At 42.2% G+C, this 20,103-nt stretch carries 19 protein-coding genes; 1 reads left to right on the top strand and 18 read right to left on the bottom strand.

The genetic code is table 11. From position 1 onward, the window contains the following. Positions 1 to 14: 14 nt before the first annotated feature. Positions 15 to 2,078 (bottom strand): glycine--tRNA ligase subunit beta, encoded by a 2,064-nt coding sequence (glyS, locus tag SATMO3_RS15615; RefSeq protein WP_371370666.1) that lies wholly within the window; start codon positions 2,076 to 2,078, stop codon positions 15 to 17. A 4-nt stretch (positions 2,079 to 2,082) separates the two neighbouring features. Next, positions 2,083 to 2,958, bottom strand: coding sequence for a glycine--tRNA ligase subunit alpha (gene glyQ, locus SATMO3_RS15610; protein WP_371370665.1), 876 nt, complete (start codon positions 2,956 to 2,958; stop codon positions 2,083 to 2,085). Between the two features lie 1,068 nt (positions 2,959 to 4,026). On the opposite strand from glyQ, the gene SATMO3_RS15605 reads away from it, so the two are divergent. After that, positions 4,027 to 5,427 carry an ABC transporter ATP-binding protein gene (locus SATMO3_RS15605; RefSeq protein ID WP_371370664.1) on the top strand — a complete coding sequence of 467 codons (1,401 nt, stop codon included), beginning with the start codon at positions 4,027 to 4,029 and terminating at the stop codon, positions 5,425 to 5,427. Between the two features lie 272 nt (positions 5,428 to 5,699). Here SATMO3_RS15605 and SATMO3_RS15600 read toward each other — a convergent pair whose 3' ends face one another. The 16 genes from SATMO3_RS15600 to SATMO3_RS15525 all read right to left on the bottom strand — a co-directional run bounded on the left by SATMO3_RS15600 (position 5,700) and on the right by SATMO3_RS15525 (position 20,088). After that, positions 5,700 to 6,146, bottom strand: coding sequence for a DUF4342 domain-containing protein (locus tag SATMO3_RS15600; RefSeq protein ID WP_371370663.1), 447 nt, complete (start codon positions 6,144 to 6,146; stop codon positions 5,700 to 5,702). Positions 6,147 to 6,204: 58 nt separating this feature from the next. Further along, complete coding sequence (gene recO, locus SATMO3_RS15595) at positions 6,205 to 6,945, bottom strand: DNA repair protein RecO (RefSeq protein ID WP_371370662.1); 741 nt, start codon at positions 6,943 to 6,945, stop codon at positions 6,205 to 6,207. Positions 6,946 to 7,185: 240 nt separating this feature from the next. Further along, positions 7,186 to 8,481 carry a hemolysin family protein gene (locus SATMO3_RS15590; RefSeq protein WP_371370661.1) on the bottom strand — a complete coding sequence of 432 codons (1,296 nt, stop codon included), beginning with the start codon at positions 8,479 to 8,481 and terminating at the stop codon, positions 7,186 to 7,188. 55 nt (positions 8,482 to 8,536) lie between these two features. After that, positions 8,537 to 9,121, bottom strand: a complete 585-nt coding sequence (locus SATMO3_RS15585; protein ID WP_371370660.1) for a DUF502 domain-containing protein — start codon at positions 9,119 to 9,121, stop codon at positions 8,537 to 8,539. 125 nt (positions 9,122 to 9,246) lie between these two features. After that, positions 9,247 to 10,140, bottom strand: coding sequence for a GTPase Era (era, locus tag SATMO3_RS15580; protein ID WP_371370658.1), 894 nt, complete (start codon positions 10,138 to 10,140; stop codon positions 9,247 to 9,249). Beyond that, the gene (locus tag SATMO3_RS15575; protein WP_371370657.1) at positions 10,137 to 10,538 is read right to left on the bottom strand and encodes a cytidine deaminase; all 402 of its coding nucleotides are present in this window, start codon (positions 10,536 to 10,538) and stop codon (positions 10,137 to 10,139) included. Before SATMO3_RS15575 ends, era begins: the two co-directional genes overlap by 4 nt. A 17-nt stretch (positions 10,539 to 10,555) precedes the next feature. After that, the gene (locus SATMO3_RS15570) at positions 10,556 to 10,903 is read right to left on the bottom strand and encodes a diacylglycerol kinase (protein ID WP_371370656.1); all 348 of its coding nucleotides are present in this window, start codon (positions 10,901 to 10,903) and stop codon (positions 10,556 to 10,558) included. Between the two features lie 8 nt (positions 10,904 to 10,911). Next, positions 10,912 to 11,367: an rRNA maturation RNase YbeY gene (gene ybeY, locus SATMO3_RS15565; protein WP_371381725.1), complete on the bottom strand. Its 456-nt coding sequence runs from the start codon at positions 11,365 to 11,367 to the stop codon at positions 10,912 to 10,914. Continuing rightward, the gene (locus SATMO3_RS15560; protein ID WP_371370655.1) at positions 11,309 to 13,501 is read right to left on the bottom strand and encodes an HD family phosphohydrolase; all 2,193 of its coding nucleotides are present in this window, start codon (positions 13,499 to 13,501) and stop codon (positions 11,309 to 11,311) included. Before SATMO3_RS15560 ends, ybeY begins: the two co-directional genes overlap by 59 nt. Before the next feature lie 50 nt (positions 13,502 to 13,551). Further along, the gene (locus SATMO3_RS15555) at positions 13,552 to 14,502 is read right to left on the bottom strand and encodes a PhoH family protein (protein ID WP_371370654.1); all 951 of its coding nucleotides are present in this window, start codon (positions 14,500 to 14,502) and stop codon (positions 13,552 to 13,554) included. 31 nt (positions 14,503 to 14,533) lie between these two features. After that, positions 14,534 to 15,748 (bottom strand): sporulation protein YqfD, encoded by a 1,215-nt coding sequence (yqfD, locus tag SATMO3_RS15550; RefSeq protein ID WP_371370653.1) that lies wholly within the window; start codon positions 15,746 to 15,748, stop codon positions 14,534 to 14,536. After that, the gene (gene yqfC, locus SATMO3_RS15545; RefSeq protein WP_371370652.1) at positions 15,738 to 16,013 is read right to left on the bottom strand and encodes a sporulation protein YqfC; all 276 of its coding nucleotides are present in this window, start codon (positions 16,011 to 16,013) and stop codon (positions 15,738 to 15,740) included. The genes yqfD and yqfC overlap by 11 nt, the downstream gene beginning before the upstream one ends. A 166-nt stretch (positions 16,014 to 16,179) precedes the next feature. Beyond that, complete coding sequence (locus SATMO3_RS15540; RefSeq protein ID WP_371370651.1) at positions 16,180 to 17,751, bottom strand: ATP-binding protein; 1,572 nt, start codon at positions 17,749 to 17,751, stop codon at positions 16,180 to 16,182. 237 nt (positions 17,752 to 17,988) lie between these two features. After that, the gene (locus SATMO3_RS15535) at positions 17,989 to 18,681 is read right to left on the bottom strand and encodes a FadR/GntR family transcriptional regulator (RefSeq protein ID WP_371370650.1); all 693 of its coding nucleotides are present in this window, start codon (positions 18,679 to 18,681) and stop codon (positions 17,989 to 17,991) included. Positions 18,682 to 18,898: 217 nt separating this feature from the next. Then, the gene (locus SATMO3_RS15530; RefSeq protein WP_371370649.1) at positions 18,899 to 19,486 is read right to left on the bottom strand and encodes a chromate transporter; all 588 of its coding nucleotides are present in this window, start codon (positions 19,484 to 19,486) and stop codon (positions 18,899 to 18,901) included. 14 nt (positions 19,487 to 19,500) lie between these two features. After that, positions 19,501 to 20,088, bottom strand: a complete 588-nt coding sequence (locus SATMO3_RS15525; protein ID WP_371370648.1) for a chromate transporter — start codon at positions 20,086 to 20,088, stop codon at positions 19,501 to 19,503. Positions 20,089 to 20,103 lie beyond the last annotated feature (15 nt).

Here is a 20,103-nt window from a genome sequence, read left to right as displayed (position 1 = left end):
CAGGCCTAAATCTATTATAGAACCACAATTTTAGTCAAATCTGCGGTATGTGCCGAAAGTCCGGCAATGGCTTTGAGCAATGCAAGGCGATTGTTTTTTACGGCTGCATCTTCTACCATAACCATGACAGCGCCAAAAAATGCATCAATAGATCCGGCCATAGCTGCCAGTGTTGTAAGTACACCCTGGTAATTTCTTTCTGCTTGCTGTTTTTCTATAGCACTACGAGCTTCTAAGTAGGCTTTATAGAGGGCATGCTCGGCCTCAACCGCAAATAAATCAGGATTAACGGTTTCGACTGTGGCATTCTTCGCCAGATTACCAACCCGCACAAGAGCTTGCACGGCTTTTTGCATGGCGACGGTTCCGCCTTCAACAGCCATAGCTTTTGCTCTCAGCCAGGTATCATAAACATCATCAGCGCCTGACACCAGCACAGCATCAATCATATCATATCTGAGGTTTTCATCTGTTAATACATTTTTTATCCGCAACCGGAAAAATTCTTGAATGTCAGCCGAAAGTTTCAGCCTGCGCTCATTATCGGTAATTCCCAGTAAATCCATGGCCTGATCAACCATTGCCGTTAAGGAAACAAAATACCTGGCATCAATCAGGATATTTACAATTCCCAGCGCCTGACGTCTAAGAGCATATGGATCCTGTGATCCAGTCGGAATAAGGCCTCTGCTAAAAGTAGCTACAATATTATCTAACTTATCGGCAATACTGATTAACCGCCCGGCTGTGGACTGAGGTAAGGCATCTCCGGCAAACCGTGGCAGGTAATGTTCAAAAATGGCCTGCGCCACTGCAGGCTGCTCACCATTCAAAAGCGCATACTCACGCCCCATTACACCCTGCAGTTCGGTAAATTCATAAACCATACCTGTAACTAGATCTGCTTTGGCTAAATGAGCGCCACGGTTAACAATGGTAAGTTCAGCCTGATTCTTAGCCAGCATCTGGCCAATAGCAGCTGCTAAACGTTCCAAACGCAGCACCTTGTCATAGAGTGTGCCTAACCCTTCCTGGAATACAATGGTTTTAAGCTTCTCCACCCTGTCGGCAAGTGTAACTTTTTGGTCTTCTTCAAAAAAGAACCTGGCATCGGCCAATCTTGCCCGTAAAACACGTTCATTACCGTGACGGACAATATCGATATGCTCCGAACCGCCATTCCTTACGGTAATAAACATTGGCAGCAATTTGCCGTCCTTGCCGTTAACCGGAAAATAGCGCTGATGTTCACGCATCGGCGTTATGATAGCTTCTGGCGGCAAGCTAAGATATTTTTCTTCGAAGTTACCGCATAATGCGGTAGGATACTCAACAAGGTGAACGACTTCTTCCAGCAGTTCTTCATCAATGGTTGCCAAACCTCCCCGGCTCACAGCCAGGTTTTCAATTTGCTCTTTGATGACTCGCCGGCGCACATCCTGGTCTACCATGACGAAGTTATTCGCAAGCTTGGCAAAATAATCCTCCACAGAATTCACTTCTACTTCGGACTGTCCCAGGAAACGGTGACCGCGCGTAACTTTGCCGGAAGTTACACCAGGTAATGTCAATGGCACAACTTCATCGCCATGTAACGCTACTAGCCAGCGAATAGGACGGACAAAGCGCATATCAAGGTCACCCCAGCGCATGCTCTTGGGAAAAGACAAGTGACTGATAATATCTGTCAACATTCCTGGCAACAGTTCTGAGACCGGCCGGCCCACTTCCTGGACGACAGCATAAACATAGCCATCTTTTACAATGAACGTTGCAGGATCTACCCCTTGGCCCCTGGCAAAGCCCAATGCGGCTTTGGTTGGTGTTCCGTCTTCAGCATAGGCAATTTTTACGGATGGGCCTTTATTTTCACTATGCTTATCGGCCTGGACAGGAGCAACCCCACGCACAATTATCGCTAGCCGGCGCGGCGTGCCAACAGCCCTTATTTCACCATGACTGATACGTAAATCAGCCAGTTTTGCTTTTGTGGTATTTTCCAGCTGGGATAATGCCCCAGGCATAAATTTGGCAGGGATTTCTTCAGTGCCTATCTCTAACAGCAAATCTTTAGTCATAGAATTACTTACCTCCCTTTAGGAGCGGATAGCCAAGTTTTTCCCGCTGCTCCAAATAGCCTTGTGCGCAAAGCCGGGCCAGATTACGCACCCTGCCAATAAAACCGGTACGTTCACTGACGCTGATAGCACCACGGGCGTCAAGCAAATTGAAGCTGTGAGAGCATTTCAAAACATAGTCATAAGCGGGAAGCACATAACCCAGTTCAACAACGCGAATGGCTTCTTTTTCATACATGTCAAACAACTTAAACAATAAATCAGTATCGGCAATTTCAAAGTTATAGTATGATTGCTCCACTTCATTGCGATGGAAAACATCACCGTAAGAAATGCCATTTACCCATTCTAGATCAAATACATTTTCTTTGCCCTGAATATACATGGCCAAACGTTCTAAGCCGTAGGTTATTTCTACTGACACAGGCTTTACGTCAATACTGCCCACTTGCTGGAAATAGGTAAACTGCGTAATTTCCATACCGTCCAGCCAGACTTCCCAGCCCAGACCCCAGGCTCCCAGTGTCGGCGACTCCCAGTTGTCTTCGACAAAACGGATATCATGCTTGGCTGGTTCTATACCCAGTTTAGCCAGACTGGCAAGATAAAGCTCCTGAATATTGGCCGGCGATGGCTTCATGATTACCTGATATTGATGATGTTGAAACAAGCGATTGGGGTTATCCCCATAGCGTCCGTCAGTAGGGCGGCGCGAGGGCTCGACATAAGCCACATTCCATGGCTCTGGTCCAAGCGCCCGTAAAAAGGTTGCCGGATTCATTGTACCAGCGCCTTTTTCCACATCATACGGCTGTTGAATAATACAATTCTGTTCTGCCCAAAATTTTTGCAATGTCAGGATTATCTCCTGGAATGTCATAATATACCTCCTATAAAAAAAATAAAAAATCTCGTCCTTGTAACTTATATCAGTTACAGGGACGAGATAGTATTCCCGCGGTTCCACCCTGATTGGACGTACAAAATACGTCCCGCCTTATAATATTGCAGGTTTTACTCTCGCAACTGATCCAAAACATTAAATCAGTTCTGATTTCCTCCTGCGGCTTGGGAAGGCCTTCACCTTTTAATACCAGGCTTACACTGTCCCCGGTTCGCTGTGTGGCAAGGTTACTTATTTCCCGCATTGCCCTATTTTAAATATGCATTTCTACTTACAGGGGCTTACTAATGCAATTAGTATATCACAATAAATAGAAACAATTCAAGCCTTTCTAGGTTTTTCGCGGGCCTTCCCAAAACATTTTTTTAAAGAAGCAAAGAAAATTTAACTGCTAACCCCCTCCACCTAATTACTCTTCCTCAGGTGCATGTAATACACATGGTAAAGCATGAATTGCTGCAAACAATCTTATAACATCCACTTTTTCCAATTTGGTTTCATCCCTACCATGTATCATCCAGTGTCTATTTAGCAGTTCTGCTCTTACTCCATCGAAATTCCGCCTTTCAAAAAAGACATTGAACGAAATAATATATTGGTACCCATATAGTAGGTGATAAGCACCATGCTCTTCAGTCATTTTTTTTACATACATTCATTATTTTAATACTATTTACACTTACCATAAACTTTGATATAAGTCCTTCGATAATAGAAAGCAAACTTGATATTGCTACTAGAAATAGTTTACTCCTATATGGGCAGTAATGCACTCTTTCTTATACTTTAAAATAGATACTTGGCTCGAAATTTCAAACAATTCGACAACAAGCATCAATATTTGGCATTAGAGGTAAAAAAAACATTTTTTTGAAGTTTAAGGAAGGAAATTATAAAAGAATATCAAATATAAACCAATGATCTGGTATAGAATCTCATGATATTAAAAATAAGTTTTTCATTAGAGGATTTGCCAAATTACAGATTATGCTGCTATCTGGAAGAAAAGCAGTTTTTTATTTTAGTTAGGAGGACATGGCTAAAATGAAAAAATTTAATATGTTTATTTTTATCAATAAAAGTTTTTGTTTAATGATACTATGCATTCTTATCCAACAATCAATACTCGCATCTTCAACCTTATGGATAGCTAAATTGAGTCAAGCAGTCGTATTAAAACAAGATCTTTCATTATGGTTAGTTTTATTTATACTATCGTTATCTTTGATATATATTCCAGGTCCCGGAGCGGTTTACTTTCAAAGCAAAGCTGCTTTTAGTTCTTTTAGAAAGTATGTTGATATTTTTACAATTTCTTTCAGGGAAAGAGCCCAGTTAAGAACTAATATCGAATTCAAACAAGAACGACAGCCTTATTTAAATAATGAGGCATGGTTGGTAATCAATGAATTCATCGGGTTTACTATAAATGTATTTAGTACTCTTTTTAATATTGTTTTTAACATAGGAATTCTTGGTTTTATTATTGATAAAAAATTGATGCTTGCTTATGCCATAACAATTCCTTTAATTGCTATTTCTGTTAAAAGTCTAAAAACGCTGGTAACTTCTTCCGCCAAACAGGCTCAAGAAGACCGAACGGCTATGATGCAATCATTATTACCAGCCTGGGACTCAATTTTAGTTGGCAATCAATTAAATATACAGTTATGGAAAAACTATTTTATCGATAAACATAAAAACGCGAATCAGTCAGCTTTGAAATATGTACTTTTTAGTGAACTGACAACCATAACTTCAATGTTTCTTGTCTTATTTCCGGTAATTGGTACTTGGGTGTGGCTAATATATCAAAATATAGGTAATGAAGTATTCCTAACTATGCTTATTGCTACATTTCCACGACAAATTATAACCATTTTTCATGTGACTGCAATTGTAGCTTATGTATCACGTTGGAATAGTTTAAAAACGCGTCTTGAGGGATTAAAATCAGCCTTGATTATTACAGAACCTATACATGCTGGCACTATTTCATGGAATCGGATTAAGGCTGAAAAAGACAATACAATTATTAATATTGATTCTATTAATTCCATACAAGATATCACTCAAGACTATAGTCCGGGAAGAATTACTTTACGAGGCGATAATGGTACAGGAAAATCGTCACTTCTTGCCCTAATTAAGGAACAGTTAAGCGAAAAAGCTTTTCTTTTACCACCGCATTCTGATATGTTTTTTGAATTCAGCTTTCATAAAAACTTATCCACTGGCGAAAAAATCATAGAATCATTAGATGAGATAAAAAGAAGCAAGCTTCAACTACTATTGTTAGATGAATGGGATGCAAATTTAGATAAGAATCATATTGTTAATATATCAGAAAAATTAAATGAGCTCGCAAAAGAAATATGTATTATAGAAGTACGTCATCGATTAGACATAGGTGTGCAATCACAGATGGGTAATTACAAGTTTTGAGGCGTGCTTCTGAAAATATTCGAAGTACATTTTGTGTTTCCTTGAATATATAAACTCAAGCACCAGGGAAAACACGTTTTTGTCACTATGAACATTTTTAATACTGGCCCTTTTTTTGCCAGTAAAAAAACACTTCTTAGATGTTTATCTATCCAAGAAGTGTAGTTTGTGATTTATTATGTCAAACTGTTATAGGGCATAATTGCGGCTTGGGAAGGCCTTCACCTTTTAATACCAAGCTCACACACTATCTCCCCGGTTCTGTTCAAATACTAATATATATCCTTGGAGAACTTATCTTTTTCCTCTTCAGGATCATCCATATCCGCCTCAGCTTCGTCCGGCTCCTTGCGAATGACCTCAATTGTGCAACGCTTAAATACGGCAACCAACACTCCCAGAGCGGCAAGCTGCGGCAGAACCACGGCGCCAATCGCCCCTAAAGCTACAGGTATCTCAGCCAGCACTCTGCCTTCATGCTTAATGCGAATTTTGTTTACATTTCCTTCTTTAATAAGTTCCTTTACCTTATCAATCACTTCAGTGGAACGTACTGAAAATTCCTCTGTCCACTTTGTGCTTGTTTTGCTTTTGTCTTCTAACTCAATCAAGGTATCAATCACATTACCCTGATTGCGCTCCAATGCTTCTTTGGCCTCACGATAAGTAACACCTGTACGCTCGCGAATTAAATCAATCTTTTCGAGGTCAATATCCATGTTTGCAAGCCTCCGTTTTTATGTTAGTGTACCCGCGTAAGTTGCAAATATTCACGAGTTATAAAGCATTAATCTGCTTAATAAAGGCCAGGGATTTTAACGGGCGCTCCAATTGATGCCGCACAAAACCGTGGAGTAATTGTTCTATGTTAATCAAAGTTTTTGCACTAATGGCAAATTGCCCCGGATCATTTAAGTTAACAGAAAAGAGTTTAGCTAAAAAATCCCGGTCAGCCAGGCTAAAAGGAACTTTGTCAGCAGCATTACAGTGCAAACAAAGCCCTCCCCCTGCCTCATAGCTAAACCCGTCCGGCAGATTTAATTTCTGGCCGCAGAGAGTGCACAGATTGTACTCTGGCTGAAAGCCGGCAAGAGCCATCAGTTGCCAGGCGCCAATAAGCGCCGCAATCCGCGGATTGCGTAAAGCAAGCAAATGCAGGATGGCAAGCAGACTAACGTAAACCTCTTCTTCGGCTTGGCGTTCCGGCCACAAGCCGGTCGTCAGTTCGGCAATAAAGTTGGCATATGCCAGCCTGGTCAAATCTTCCCGGATTTCCCGGAAAGAGGTTTGCACGTCACATTGTTTCACTGAGTCCATGCCTCTTCCATTTGCTACGGACAAATGCAAATGAGTAAATGCCTGCAGGCTGCCGCCCAGCTGGCTTTTGGCTTTGCGGGCCCCATAGGCCATAAAAGTAACTATGCCATATTCACGTGAAAATAAAGTGACCATTCTGTCGGCGGCACCCCAATCGCGCGCCGTCAACAGAATGGCTTCCGTTTGATACTCTAGTGCCATCTAACCTCACTCGATACATTATTTGGAAAAAAATCCGGTACTGCTACCTGTTCTGTGGTTTCATCCGCTGACTCGGGGGGGCTTATATGACAATCTAGGCAGGCACGATAGGCAAGGTAAGCATCGATATTACCGGTACTTAAAAAAATCTCCCACATTGTTTCCCGTAATAACACTCGACATCATCCCTTCACTTTTATTAACAAGCAGGATTAGCCACACAACTAAATCTATTTTATTTTAGGCTGATTCCGCCGCTTCTTGTGGCGGAACCAACGGTACAGCCTTGACTCTGACAATTCTAAAACCATTGACGCGCAGCACTTCAAAAGAATAGTCACCGATATTTACTTTATCGGCTGTTTCCGGACGACGTCCCAGCATACCGAATATATAGCCGCCAAGAGTATCTTCTTCATGATCATCCAGACGGATATTCAATAGCTCTGTCACGTCATCAAGAAGTACCCGGCCATCAAATTCATAAGTTCCGTCAGGCAATCGCTGAATTTCAATGTCTTCCACTTCATCATGTTCATCCTGGATATCACCAACAATTTCTTCAATAATATCCTCAAGCGCCACCAATCCGGCGGTGCCGCCATATTCATCGGCAACCACGGCAAGATGGGTACGTTTGCGTCGCATAACCTGCAATAAGTGGGCTACAGACATACTTTCCGGCACAACCAGTATTTCACGGACAATAGCAGTCAAATCGCGCTCGCCATTTACAGCTATATCATAGTCCATTAAATCACGAATATGGACCATGCCAATAATATGATCCTTATCCTCAATACAGAGTGGGTATCTGGTATGACCGGTTTCCCTTACCACCCGCATATTTTCCTCGAAAGGGTCATCGGCAAACAAACAAATCATATCCTGACGCGGTACCATAATTTCCCGTGCCAGCCTGTCGGCAAAATCAAAAACGTTGTCAATCAGTTCACTTTCCATCTGGTTTAATACGCCACCGCGATGACTGGCGCTTACAATCATTCGCAGTTCTTCCTCGGAATGGGTAAGATCAGCCTGATTGGCTGATTTAATCCCCATTAATCCCAATATAGACTTAGCGGTTTGATTGAACAGCAAAATAATAGGATATCCGAGTTTATGAAAGATATAAAGCGGCCATACACAGGCCAACGCCAGCCCTTCCGTCTGCTGAATAGCCATTGATTTAGGCACAAGTTCTCCCAGTACGATATGGAGAAACGTTATGATAATAAAACCTACCGCTACACTGATGGTAGAAAGTAACCAATCGGGAATTGGAAAATAGTTCAGTAAAATTGGTTCTATTAAGGAGGAAACGGCCGGTTCACCCAACCAGCCGAGCGCCAAGGAGGCCAACGTAATACCCAGTTGGGTCGCACCCAGGTAAGTGTCAAACGAAGATACCACTTTTAAGGCCAGTTTTGCCCGGCGGTTACCCTGATGAGCTAACTCTTCCAGCCTTGTTTTGCGGATCTTAACTAATGAAAACTCGGCTACCACGAAGAATGCGTTGAATAAAACCAGTAACATGGCGGCCGCCAGTTTTACTAAACTGAATAAAGGCGAATCGATAAAGCATCTCTCCCTAGTTATCGGAATCATTACCGCGCGGCATGATAGCACCGGCGGTAATAACATATTGCAATGCACTTTCACTTGTTACATCTAAAGGTATTATGTCCCGTCTGGGCAGGATAATATTAAAGCCCGAAGTCAGATTTAAGCTCATGGGAATAAATACACACACATGTTCCTCAGCAAATTTTTCGGCTAAAGGAGCCGATAATTCCGGCATAACAAATCCCAATGCTTTTACTCCAGGATGTGGATATGGTACTAAAACGGCATTCTGTAATAGCTTTTGTGATTCAAATACAGCAGTCGATAACTGCTTAACACTATTATAAATAAACTTCACAACAGGTATTGAGCAAACAAGACGCTCACCATAGCCAAGCAGTTTTTTCAGCAGCCAATGAGACGATAGCCAGCCAATAAGGACAATTACCAATAATACGACAATAAGCGACAAACCGGGGAAGTGAATGGGCAGATATTGCCCTAACAAACGCTCGGTAAACGAAAAAATATAAACGATAACAAATGCGGTGATGGCAATTGGGACAATAACTATGAGCCCATTTATAAAATATTTTGAAGCCAAATTCATTAATTCACCTCTCTTACAAATGATACCATTAAGTGTCTTATTGGTCAATATAGGCTAAAGTTTACAATTGTCTAACTAAAGTAAACAAGCTACCACATCGTGGTAGCTCCAAAACACTTTACGGCTTACTCAAAACCAAAGTTTTTTAATACATTAGCCCGGTTTCGCCAATCTTTTTTTACTTTAACCCATAAATCAAGGTATACCTTTGAACCCAGCAGATTCTCAATGTCAGCCCGGGCCAACCGGCCGATATCTTTCAGCAAACGGCCACCGGCACCAATGACAATACCTTTTTGTGAATCCCGTTCGACATAGATAACTGCTCTCACAAACAAGTCGTCATTTGGCCTGGTAGTAATTTCTTCAATATCAACAAGGATAGCGTGGGGAATTTCTTCTTTAGTCAGATGCAATACCTTCTCCCGGATTAGTTCGGCAATTACCAGTCGTTCGGGCTGGTCGGTAATCATATCTTCCGGATAATACTGCGGACCTGGTTCCAGGTACTTTTTTATTTCTGCGACCAGACCGGAAAAATTGGTGTGATCCAGTGCCGAAATAGGCACTACAGCGGCAAACTGAAATTGCGCTGTATATTTTCCGATAATAGGTAATAATTCCGGTTTGGCTATTTGGTCAATTTTATTTACGGTTAAAATAACAGGAGTGCGAATATTTGCCAGATTATCGAGAATGTAACGTTCGCCAGGACCCATTTCGGCTGTAACATCAACAACAAATAAAATTACATCCACTTCACGCAGTGAGCCTTCGGCCTCTCGTACCATGTATTCACCCAGCTTGTGTTTGGGCTTATGAATACCCGGAGTATCAATAAATAAGATTTGTGCATCTTCCTGGGTAAGAACCCCCATGATTTTGTTGCGGGTAGTTTGCGGCTTGTCCGACATGATGGCGACTTTCTGGCCAATCAGGTTATTCATGAGTGTGGACTTGCCTACATTAGGACGCCCGATAACAGCAACAAATCCGGATTTATAATTTTCTTTGTTCATATTTTATCACCATCTTCTGAAAAATCGCCTCTAGCAAAACTAAAAGGTAAAAGCTCGTCTATAGTAGTTGTTCGCAGGTCGCCATCCATATTCAGAAGACTAATCTCATTGATGCCAAATTCAGCCATAACCTGCCGGCAGGCGCCGCAGGGCGAAACCGGCCCGGCTGTATCAGCCACTATGGCTATAGCGAGAAGTTCCTGCTCGCCTTCTGAAACTGCTTTAAAAATTGCTGTGCGTTCAGCGCAATTGGAGAGACCATACGATGCATTTTCAATATTACAGCCGGTATAAATCTTTCCGCTTTTCCCCTTGACGGCTGCCCCAACTTTGAATTTCGAATACGGAACATACGCATGCTCTCTGGCCTTAAGAGCAGCTGCAGCCAAATCTTCCACGGCATTCCCACCTATACTTATTTAAATAATTTATCCCAAAACAGCAAATAACCTATGAGCAAAGACGTAAAGGCAGTAACCAGTACAGCCCCGGCGGCGGCATCCTTGGCCGCCCTGGCCAGAGGATGAAACTCGGGCGAAACTTTATCGACAATAGCCTCAATAGCAGTATTCACAATTTCAGCGGCAATGACGCCGGCTATGCAAATCAAAACAACAGCCAATTCCACTTTGCTGAGCTCCAGTTGCCAAGCCAGACTAAGGGCAAGTACTGCAGCCAGCGCATGAATCTTCAGATTGAGTTCCTTACGAAAGCAATAAATAATGCCGGCGACAGCATATTGAAAAGCGCTGAATACCCGCATACTCTCGCCTACATTTCACGGGTAATGCCAAGAAGCGACAAGACATGTTCTTCCTCTCGCCGCATCTCAGTCCGTTCTGCCTCTTCTTCATGATCATAACCTAAGAGATGCAGCATTCCGTGAACAGTCAAGTAGGCCAGTTCCCGTTCCAGAGCGTGACCGTATTCTTCCGCCTGGCGTGAGGCAGTCTCAAGCGAGATTATAATATCACCCAGCAAAATTTCAATATCATCAGGAACTTCGGCAATATCAGGCTCATGCTCGCCCGCACAATGATCGTTCATGGCAAAGGACAATACGTCGGTAGGCCGGTCTTTTCCCCGGTACTGACGGTTAAGCTGGTGAACGTAGTCGTCATCGGCGAGCACTATGCTAACTTCGGCCTGGGGTTCGATTCCATAAACCTCAGACGCTTTGTTTAACACTTGGGTCAGCATTTGTTCCATGCCCTGCGTTATCTTCATCTTTTCCTGCAGGTTGTTTATTACAATTTCCATTCTTGGATTTTCTCCTCTCAAGCTCCTTTAGCGCTTCAGGGTATTCAATACGGGTGTGGAACATGCTTGACAGCAGCCTGATATATACATCACCAATTACCTTAAGATCTCTTAGGGTAAGGTTACAATCGTCAAGTTGACCGTCCTGAAGCCTTTCTCTGATAATTTTACGAACCGTTGCCTCAATTCGATTTACATTTGGTTTGCTGATAGATCTTACTGCAGCTTCACATGCATCTGCCAGCATTACCAGCGCAGCTTCTTTACTCTGCGGCGTCGGCCCTTCATAACGAAAGTCTGCTTCGATAATACATTCGCCATGTTCATGTTCGGTCGCACGCTTATAGAAATAAGAAACAAGCGTAGTACCATGATGTTGCTGGATGATATCGGTGATGACCTGCGGCAATTTATAATCCCGGCATAAATCAAGGCCGTCTTTAATATGGGATGTAACAATCAGTGTACTGAGTGAAGGGGCAATTTTGTCATGCGGATTCTCACAGCCGGCCTGATTTTCAATAAAGAAATAAGGCCTTTTAATTTTGCCGATGTCGTGGTAGTAGGCTCCAACCCGGACTAACACCGGATCTGCACCCACCGTAACAGCCGCTGTTTCCGCCAGATTGCCTACAAGCACACTATGGTGATAGGTGCCGGGCGCATCCAGCAGCAAGCGCTGCAATAACGGATGGTTGGGTTTGGCCAGATCCAAAAGCTTAATAGGCGTAGTAATATTAAAGGCATGCTCCAGGTAAGGTAAGATCCCGGTTGTAATCACGGCAGAAGCAATCCCGCTGATTACGCCGATGAGTCCCTGGAGAAGAATCTCACTGCCACCCACCTGTTCAATCAGACCGGTTGAGCCAATTACCAGAAAATTAATGCCGGCAATAGAAACACCTGCCCGGGTAAGACTATAGCCGTGTGCCATCTTGGTCACGCTAAAAACACCGGCCATCCCGCCCATAAGCGCTGTTGCAACTGCGCGGAGGTCGTGATCAACAATCACGCCAAAGAACATAGACAGGATCACACTGGTAATTAACCCGACACGGGTATCAATCAAAATAGCGGTTAACAGTGCTCCGGCCGCGACCGGAGCAGCGAAATCTGAATAATAATGGGCCACTTTAGCCAACAACAGTGAAACTAAAATGATTAAGCCCAGTAAAATCAGATGCATGTCATTGCTATATATCCGGCAGGCAAATTTATATAAATATCCTAGTGAAATGCCCATTATCATAAGCACAAAGATAGCCAGGCCAAAAACACGTACCTCACTTACATTACCCGCATATAATCCGAGTTCTTCCATTACGTGAATCTGTTCGCCTGTTACCACATCACCGCGCCTTACCAGAATCTGCCCTTTTTTTACAGTCTCACGGACTGGTTCCATATTGGCAAGCGCCGACTGTTTCCGCTTGTCTGTTTCCCGGACATTGAGGATAAAGTTGGGTCTAAGTAAAGTTTGAGCAATTCCTGCCACAACGGCTTCGGCATTTTTGCTTAAACCCAATTCCTCAGCTTCAAGGACCACCTGCTTTCGCGCAATATCAAAGTCATCATCCCGGATTCCGCGCTGCAAGTATTTACGCAATATAGATTTAGTATATTCTTCGGTTTTTGCCAGGCCGGTTTCGTCCAGACTGGCCAGGCCGTTAACGATAGTGCTTGATAAGCTTACCGGCAAATCTTTAGTTAATTTTTGCAATCTCAGTTCACTTGTTGCTAACGATTTATCAGCCTGAACCAGCTGCGCCACACGAAAAATGGCTTTGACATCTTCATCGGCTTTAGCAGTAACGGCAATGTCCAAGTCGTATACATTGGCAACACTGGCCATTACTTCCATTTCTAGTTTTTTGGTTCTGGCACTGTCAACATAGGACACCGTTCGCGGGGCAATGACATCCCTGTCGCTAACCTGCCCCACTTGCAACGATACTTTATCGGGTATAAAATCTGCTGACAAACACAACATGTACATTGCGTAGAATACAACGAATAATACAATACGACGAACTAATGGCCGAGCATAGATATGGCCCGGTTGGAGAAACAGTTCTCGCAGCCTGCTATTGACCGATATCATCTTTTTTCACTCCAGTATGGTATTGAACAGTTGTAGTGCTCAATACATTCTTACTTTTGTCCATATTGCGCATAAGCCTTGATGATTCGGCTAACTATCTCATGTCTAACTACATCACTTTCATCTAAATGCTGCAATGCAATGCCGGGAACTTCACTCAGTATTGTCTCGGCATGTTTCAGTCCTGATTTAACGCCTGATGGTAAATCAATCTGCGTTATATCACCTGTTATAACCATCTTGGAACCAAAACCCATCCTGGTCAGAAACATCTTCATTTGTTCAATTGTTGTATTTTGCGCCTCATCCAGTATAATAAATGAATCTTCCAGCGTTCGCCCCCGCATATAGGCTAAAGGCGCCACTTCGATAATATTTTTAGCCATATATTTTTGTACGGTTTCGGTACCCAAAATATCATTCATGGCATCATAGAGCGGCCGCAAATATGGATCAACTTTTTCCTGTAAATCGCCTGGTAAAAAACCAAGCTTTTCACCAGCTTCCACAGCCGGTCTGGTCAGAATAATTTTTTCCACTTGTTTGTTTTTTAAGGAAAATGCTGCCATAGCGACAGCAAGATAAGTTTTCCCGGTTCCGGCCGGTCCTATTCCAAAGGTTATATCGTTTCGGCGGATGGCTTCTAAATACTGGCTTTGCCCTAACGTTTTCGGTTTTATATGTCGCCCTCTTGCAGTTACTAGAACAGTATTGGCAAACATTTGATGAAGAAAATCTGCCTGACCTGCCAGGATCATGCGGATACTGTAGCGCACATCATGGCTCGTTATCGGATTTCCTTCACGGTATAAATAACTCAGTTCAACGAATAATCTTGTTATATTATCCACTTCAACTGTTTCGCCATCTATTACCAGTTCCAATCCCCTGGCCGTTATCCGGCTGAGGAATTGCTGGCTGATTAAGGCTAAAAACTCATCATTTCTTCCTAAAACCGCTATTGCTTCCTTAGTATCTGAAAAGCTAATCCGTTTCTCCAAATATACAAAGCCCCCTAATGCAATTAATTACTTACTGCGAAATATTTATAGTTTGCCCAATATCTTCAATTGTTTCCACATTTACTTTTACTCTGACAAGATTTTCTTCCGGGGTTTTCAGTACTTCATAATTTCTGGATAAGATCTGTGCAGTTTCAGGAATTATGTTCTGTACGACCTGCATAGCCCTGCCATACGCCTGATCACGGGCTTCAGTGGATGATCTTTCCGTCAGGTGTGTATTTGTTTCATGATATATAGTAATAGTTGATTCGACAGCAAATTCACTATTCCTCCATTCAGGCAGTTGTTTATGTATAATCTCAGTCTCAAATTCCTGAAACGGCTGACCGGAGGCGGAATTAAACGATAACTTATGTTCACCTGCCTGTAAAACTACTGCTACTTGCCGGTTACCTGTACGGTAAGCAGCAGCTTCTTCTAGTTCGGCTTCTGCGTAACTCTCATACCACACCCGCGCTGAAATAATTCCTTTGGCTCTGATTAATTCTTTGGGTACGTTTATAATCGGCGGCCGGCCTTCCTGCGCGGGCGCCACCGGTTCTTCGGCAAAACCTTTTATGAGCAGATCCCCTTTTTTTACGGTATCGCCTTTCTTAACTGCCGGTTGTCCGGCTAAAGTAATAATTTCAGTAATTACACCATCCTTAGCTGCAACAATATGGGCCGGAGTTTTGGTTTCCTGTTTGGGAATTGTTTTTTCAACTACTTCAATAACAGCCCGTGTTCCGGTAAAAGTTACGCCTACCCAGGCAATTTCAGGCAGGGTTAGCAGCATCTCCCTCTCGATCGCTTTGGTATTTAGGTTGTCTCTATTTGTTCCAGGTTTTAATCCTTGTTGATATGCAGCATATCTTATATATTGTTCCGGTAAATTTTTCAGGCCGGTGATTTCAATAAACCAGATATAGGAGGATAATACATTTAGTAGGATAACAAACACAACAGCGCCGGCCAACAGCATTTTTCGCTGTTTACTTTTTTTCATCACAAATGGAAAGCCCATGCGGGATATAACTTTTATTTTGGTCCGACTACATTTTACCAGCGGTCTTATTCGAAAAAAATCGTCTAGCCCAATCCATACAACCAGGTCTTGCTCTACCTTGGTCAAACCCCATAATAGAATTTGTTCAGCGATACACAGATTAATAAACCTCTCCGGCATGGACCCGCTGATACGAATTTTTACCGCACCGCGCAGGTAATTGGAGTTAAATATCATATTTAACCTCCTGCACAATGCCTTCAATCAATATTTGCTCGGCCTGGAGATTACCCAGCATTAATTCCTCGCCGCAAACAAATAATTCCCCCTGACTGAGTTTAATACGGACAAGTGAAGGGGTATACTCAATGATCCCTTTATGATTTTCAACCAACAGTTGCTTATTGCCAAGCATAGTGATTCTGGGTAAATCCAGCACCAAATCCTGCGGTATTTCTAGAAATCCGGCAAGCGATTGTAGATTTCTTTTACGGCGCAGCATGACAAATCCCCCCTCATATACAAATGTATGCCTATGCTTAGGCTAATTAGTACATAATGAGAGGGGATTTAAGGATTTTCTCTCAATAAAAAGTATAACTTTCACCTGGATAGGAGGCAACATCGGCTTGCACTTCGCTAAAGATCCGGCGCAAGCCGTGTCTTCTTTATATCGCAGCTGGTTGGGCAAAAGCAGTCCCGTTAGCCGGTGAATTTATTTCGCCATAATTACGTCTTAAATACTCATCGAATCTATGCACTTTTACCGGAGCGGCAAACCGCATATAGTTTGTGGCCACGATCATCTCGCCGCAGTCAAGATTTTTGATTTCATTACGCTGCTGCAAAATGTCCTTGCGGCACATTGCTTCGAGCTTGCCACGGTCAGCTTTAGATGCCAAGCCTAATATAAACAGCGTATTAAGCTGAGACAGCACTTTATCAGCTAACAGACGGGGTTGCTGATCAACGACGCATAGTCCGATATTAAATTTGCGGGCTTCGCTAACCAGACGGGCAAATACATTCTGCGAGCTTTGTTCCTTTTTGCCAAGGAAACGATGTGCTTCTTCCAATACAATTAGAACCGGTTTGGCTGCGGCGCGTTCGACTTCGGTTTTACTGGCATAATGCAGCAAAAGTTTCTTCGATAATAGGGTCGAGAGCGCCTGTTCACCAACCGGAGAGATATTTTTCAATTCGACAAGTACAACCTTACCCTGCTCAAGGTCGCTCATCATCTGTTCGACAGCTGAGCAAGCTAAATTCAGGCTATCCGGTTCGGCGCAGATATTTAGTTCTTGTTCCAGATTCCAGCAGATACTTTTGATTTTGCTAATGGTGCGCGACTGAAATTTTTGACCGGTGCAGCCAGCTATTTCATCAATTATATCACTGGCGTCATATTTGAGAACATAGTCCATCCATTGTTCCTGCCAGACCGAGGACAATTTATATATAGCATCCAGCTGCGGTTCGCTAAAGGTCGCACAGGCCGTGATGTCCTCAGGGTCTACCTCATTGTAGTTAAGAGCCAGCTTGCGTACATTGTCCCGCTCTTTTTCCGGCTTGGTATTATAGACAACCAGCCGTTCATTTACATGCGGATGCAATGCCAGGTCGCGATAGTACTCATTATGCACATCAAATATGAGCAGGCCGTAATTTTCACTATCAATAATTGAACTTGACAATACCTTTACCAGATTGCTTTTTCCTGAACCGGTTGTACCAAAAATGCCGATATGCTCGGTAATAGCCTTTGAACCGTATAGCCCGACAGGCAATTTTAATACTTCCCGGCCGCTTTTCAGATAGCCGATTTCCAAATCACCTTTCATTTCGTCAAGCAATGCCGTATCGTCAGGCGCCAACCCACGAACTTCACAAAAAAAGTCGGGACAAGTCTTGGGATTGAATAACTGGCCCTGCCCATCTGCATAGCAGAGCTGTTCGGCAATTCCAATTTTCACAGTATGATTTCCTCCCAGATAAAAATCCAGTTCTTCCTGATTTGCCACTTGTCCGTTTTCATCCAGTTTACTCATTAAATAACTGACCCCGTTCATACCGGACCAGCGCGATTTGATTTTAAAATCGTAAGCTCGAATATAAAATCTGTCATTATTTTTTCCTTCAACAACCAGTATATCGCCGAAATCAACATCTTGGTTAGGAGCAACGACAAATTCCATATAAGTGCCTTTTGCGTAAGTAAGACGGCCTTTATACTCTGACATATGTTTGCCCCCTTGATTAATTAATTTGATCGCGATTTTAGTGTGTGCCAAAATTAAAAAATAAAACAGGTGATTTTTACATGTAATTTTACATGCTTAAAACCGCCTGTAAATGCTTGCTTACTTACCCTTGTTATAGCTATATTTCAAACTATCTTTCCTTATAATACAAAAACTGTTGAATCAGGTTGTAATTGGTAATCAAGCCTTACTAACTATTGTTATTTATTATTTGTATTATGATTGATTCATTGCATCATAACATTTAATCCCCCATAATATGTGATTTTCCATTTTTTCAAGCGCTGAAATCGTATCCTTTTCTTGAATACTACGGAAAATATTTATATGTTCCGTATTGCTTTCTTTTATGCTTCTATGACGCCAGCCCTTGCTTGTTAGGTCCCTCCATAACTCATGAATCAAATTTTGCAGCATAATTAAAATTCGGTTTCCGGCCATATCAGCTAAAAGTTGTTCAAACGCAAAGTGGTTATCATATTTTATTGATTTTTCTCCATCTGCTGAATTTTCATCAACTGATAGTAAATATGTTTCAATCTTAGCCAACATGACAGGAGTTGCTCTCTTTATAGCTAATTTAACGATTTCCAGTTCTATGGCTACTCTTGATTCAAGAATTTCTTCAACAAGTATTCGTTTATTGTAAATCTGCTCTTGTATAGGAAATAAAAGAGAGGCTATATTAATCTCCTTTATATAGCAGCCTGAGCCTTGCCGAATTTCTAATATTCCCAAGGCTTTCAACCCGCTTAAAGCTTCTCGAACCGAGCTTCTGCCGACACCAAAGTGTTCTGCTAACTCCCTTTCAGTTGGCAGCTTATCCCCACTTCTATAACCTTTATGTAAAATAAAACTATACAAAGTTTTGGAAAAAGGATGCTTTTCTGCACTTGATATTTGTTCCATTATATTCAATCTCCTATTACAAGCATTTTTAAATCCTTGCTTTAAATACAAATCCTATCGCGAAAGATATCATCAAATTAACATCCTGTCAATAATTAATTTAGATTCAGCGTTTTCCACCAAAGGAAACATGTTCCTTAATACTATACCCAGATTCAAAAGAAAAAACCAATGATTTTTCAACCATTGGTTTCTTAAAAAATATCTTTTATCCGCCTTAGAACAATATTACACCGATTATCCCTGAGAAAATGATACAGAAAACAGGTGAGACCTTAGTTCCAGACAAAACTGCCAATGACACCAGAAATATTACAAGACTTTTCAGTTCAAAGTAGTGAACCCCATTTAAAACAATATTATAACCACTAGCTAACATTTTGTCCGCATCCGCTAAAATAATATAATTCTTTAAGGCTAAACTCACTGCTGCATACATAATTAATGCGGTAACAACAGGACGCAAACCATAAAAAGAAGACGTCACTATCGGATGCTTATAAATCTTAAAGAAAAACATGGCGACTAAGAATAATAAAATGGTTACCGGAATGGTTATTCCTGCCAAGGCAGCCATAGCCCCATTAATTCCTGCGACTTTATAGCCAAGCCCAACAGCGAGATTAACCCCTATTGGCCCGGGGGACATGGTTGCTATTGCAACCGTATCAGTTAATTCAGCTGCTGTTGCCCAATGATTCGCCTCCATATCCGCCATGGCGATAGGTACCATTACAAAACCCCCGCCAAAAGAAAAGAGGCTCAACTTTGCAAATACCAAAAAGAGGCCTACTAATATACTCATATCTTTACCCCTAGCTAAATTTCTTTTCGGCTTACAAAGGTTTTAAGATATTCTCCGCCGATTCCCGCAAATGCACCCAATAGAATAAAGAATATAGGATTTACCTGGGTAAACATCATTCCGTAAAACGCTGTTATAAAAATCATAAAGCAATAGAAATCTTTTATTGCTGTCCTGCCAATTTTATAAGCTGAAAAAGCTATTAGAGCAATAATAGCCGGTCTCAGACCGTTAAAAGCTGCTTTTACTTCTGGATAAGAACCTACTTCGGCAAATAGTATTGATAAAATTAGAACTATACCAACAGAGGGACTTAAGTTTCCCGCAATTGCGGCTATGGCTCCCGTAAAGCCGGCAATATTATAACCGACGAGCGCCGAGGCGTTCAGGCCGATAGCGCCGGGTAATGATCCTGCTACCGCAAAAACATCAACGACTTTTTCAGGATCAATCCAGTGTTTTACATCAACCATCTCCTGTTCAATCAACGAAACCATCGCATACCCGCCCCCGAAACTAATGGCGCCCAGCTTAAAAAAGGCAATATAGATCTCCAGTATTTTCCTTGCGTCTATTTTATCTTGTCGTTTTTTATTCTCCATGATATTTCCTCCAAG

The organism is Sporomusa aerivorans, from assembly GCF_041428895.1.
GTDB classification, from domain to species: Bacteria; Bacillota; Negativicutes; order Sporomusales; family Sporomusaceae; genus Sporomusa; species Sporomusa aerivorans.
The sequence above is the reverse complement of the archived record's forward strand: the minus strand, read 5'-3'. Positions and strand labels throughout refer to the sequence as shown.

Excerpts from the sequence above, each read along its gene's own strand:
- era (WP_371370658.1), bottom strand. The coding sequence starts at position 10,140 with ATGAACAAAGAAAATTATAAATCCGGATTTGTTGCTGTTATCGGGCGT.
- SATMO3_RS15535 (WP_371370650.1), bottom strand. The coding sequence starts at position 18,681 with ATGGAACAAATATCAAGTGCAGAAAAGCATCCTTTTTCCAAAACTTTG.
- ybeY (WP_371381725.1), bottom strand. The coding sequence starts at position 11,367 with ATGAAGATAACGCAGGGCATGGAACAAATGCTGACCCAAGTGTTAAAC.
- SATMO3_RS15530 (WP_371370649.1), bottom strand. The coding sequence starts at position 19,486 with ATGAGTATATTAGTAGGCCTCTTTTTGGTATTTGCAAAGTTGAGCCTC.
- glyS (WP_371370666.1), bottom strand. The coding sequence starts at position 2,078 with ATGACTAAAGATTTGCTGTTAGAGATAGGCACTGAAGAAATCCCTGCC.
- recO (WP_371370662.1), bottom strand. The coding sequence starts at position 6,945 with ATGGCACTAGAGTATCAAACGGAAGCCATTCTGTTGACGGCGCGCGAT.
- yqfC (WP_371370652.1), bottom strand. The coding sequence starts at position 16,013 with ATGCTGCGCCGTAAAAGAAATCTACAATCGCTTGCCGGATTTCTAGAA.
- SATMO3_RS15560 (WP_371370655.1), bottom strand. The coding sequence starts at position 13,501 with ATGATATCGGTCAATAGCAGGCTGCGAGAACTGTTTCTCCAACCGGGC.
- SATMO3_RS15540 (WP_371370651.1), bottom strand. The coding sequence starts at position 17,751 with ATGTCAGAGTATAAAGGCCGTCTTACTTACGCAAAAGGCACTTATATG.
- yqfD (WP_371370653.1), bottom strand. The coding sequence starts at position 15,748 with ATGATATTTAACTCCAATTACCTGCGCGGTGCGGTAAAAATTCGTATC.
- SATMO3_RS15605 (WP_371370664.1), top strand. The coding sequence starts at position 4,027 with ATGAAAAAATTTAATATGTTTATTTTTATCAATAAAAGTTTTTGTTTA.
- SATMO3_RS15590 (WP_371370661.1), bottom strand. The coding sequence starts at position 8,481 with ATGTTACTGGTTTTATTCAACGCATTCTTCGTGGTAGCCGAGTTTTCA.
- glyQ (WP_371370665.1), bottom strand. The coding sequence starts at position 2,958 with ATGACATTCCAGGAGATAATCCTGACATTGCAAAAATTTTGGGCAGAA.
- SATMO3_RS15525 (WP_371370648.1), bottom strand. The coding sequence starts at position 20,088 with ATGGAGAATAAAAAACGACAAGATAAAATAGACGCAAGGAAAATACTG.
- SATMO3_RS15570 (WP_371370656.1), bottom strand. The coding sequence starts at position 10,903 with ATGCGGGTATTCAGCGCTTTTCAATATGCTGTCGCCGGCATTATTTAT.
- SATMO3_RS15600 (WP_371370663.1), bottom strand. The coding sequence starts at position 6,146 with ATGGATATTGACCTCGAAAAGATTGATTTAATTCGCGAGCGTACAGGT.
- SATMO3_RS15585 (WP_371370660.1), bottom strand. The coding sequence starts at position 9,121 with ATGAATTTGGCTTCAAAATATTTTATAAATGGGCTCATAGTTATTGTC.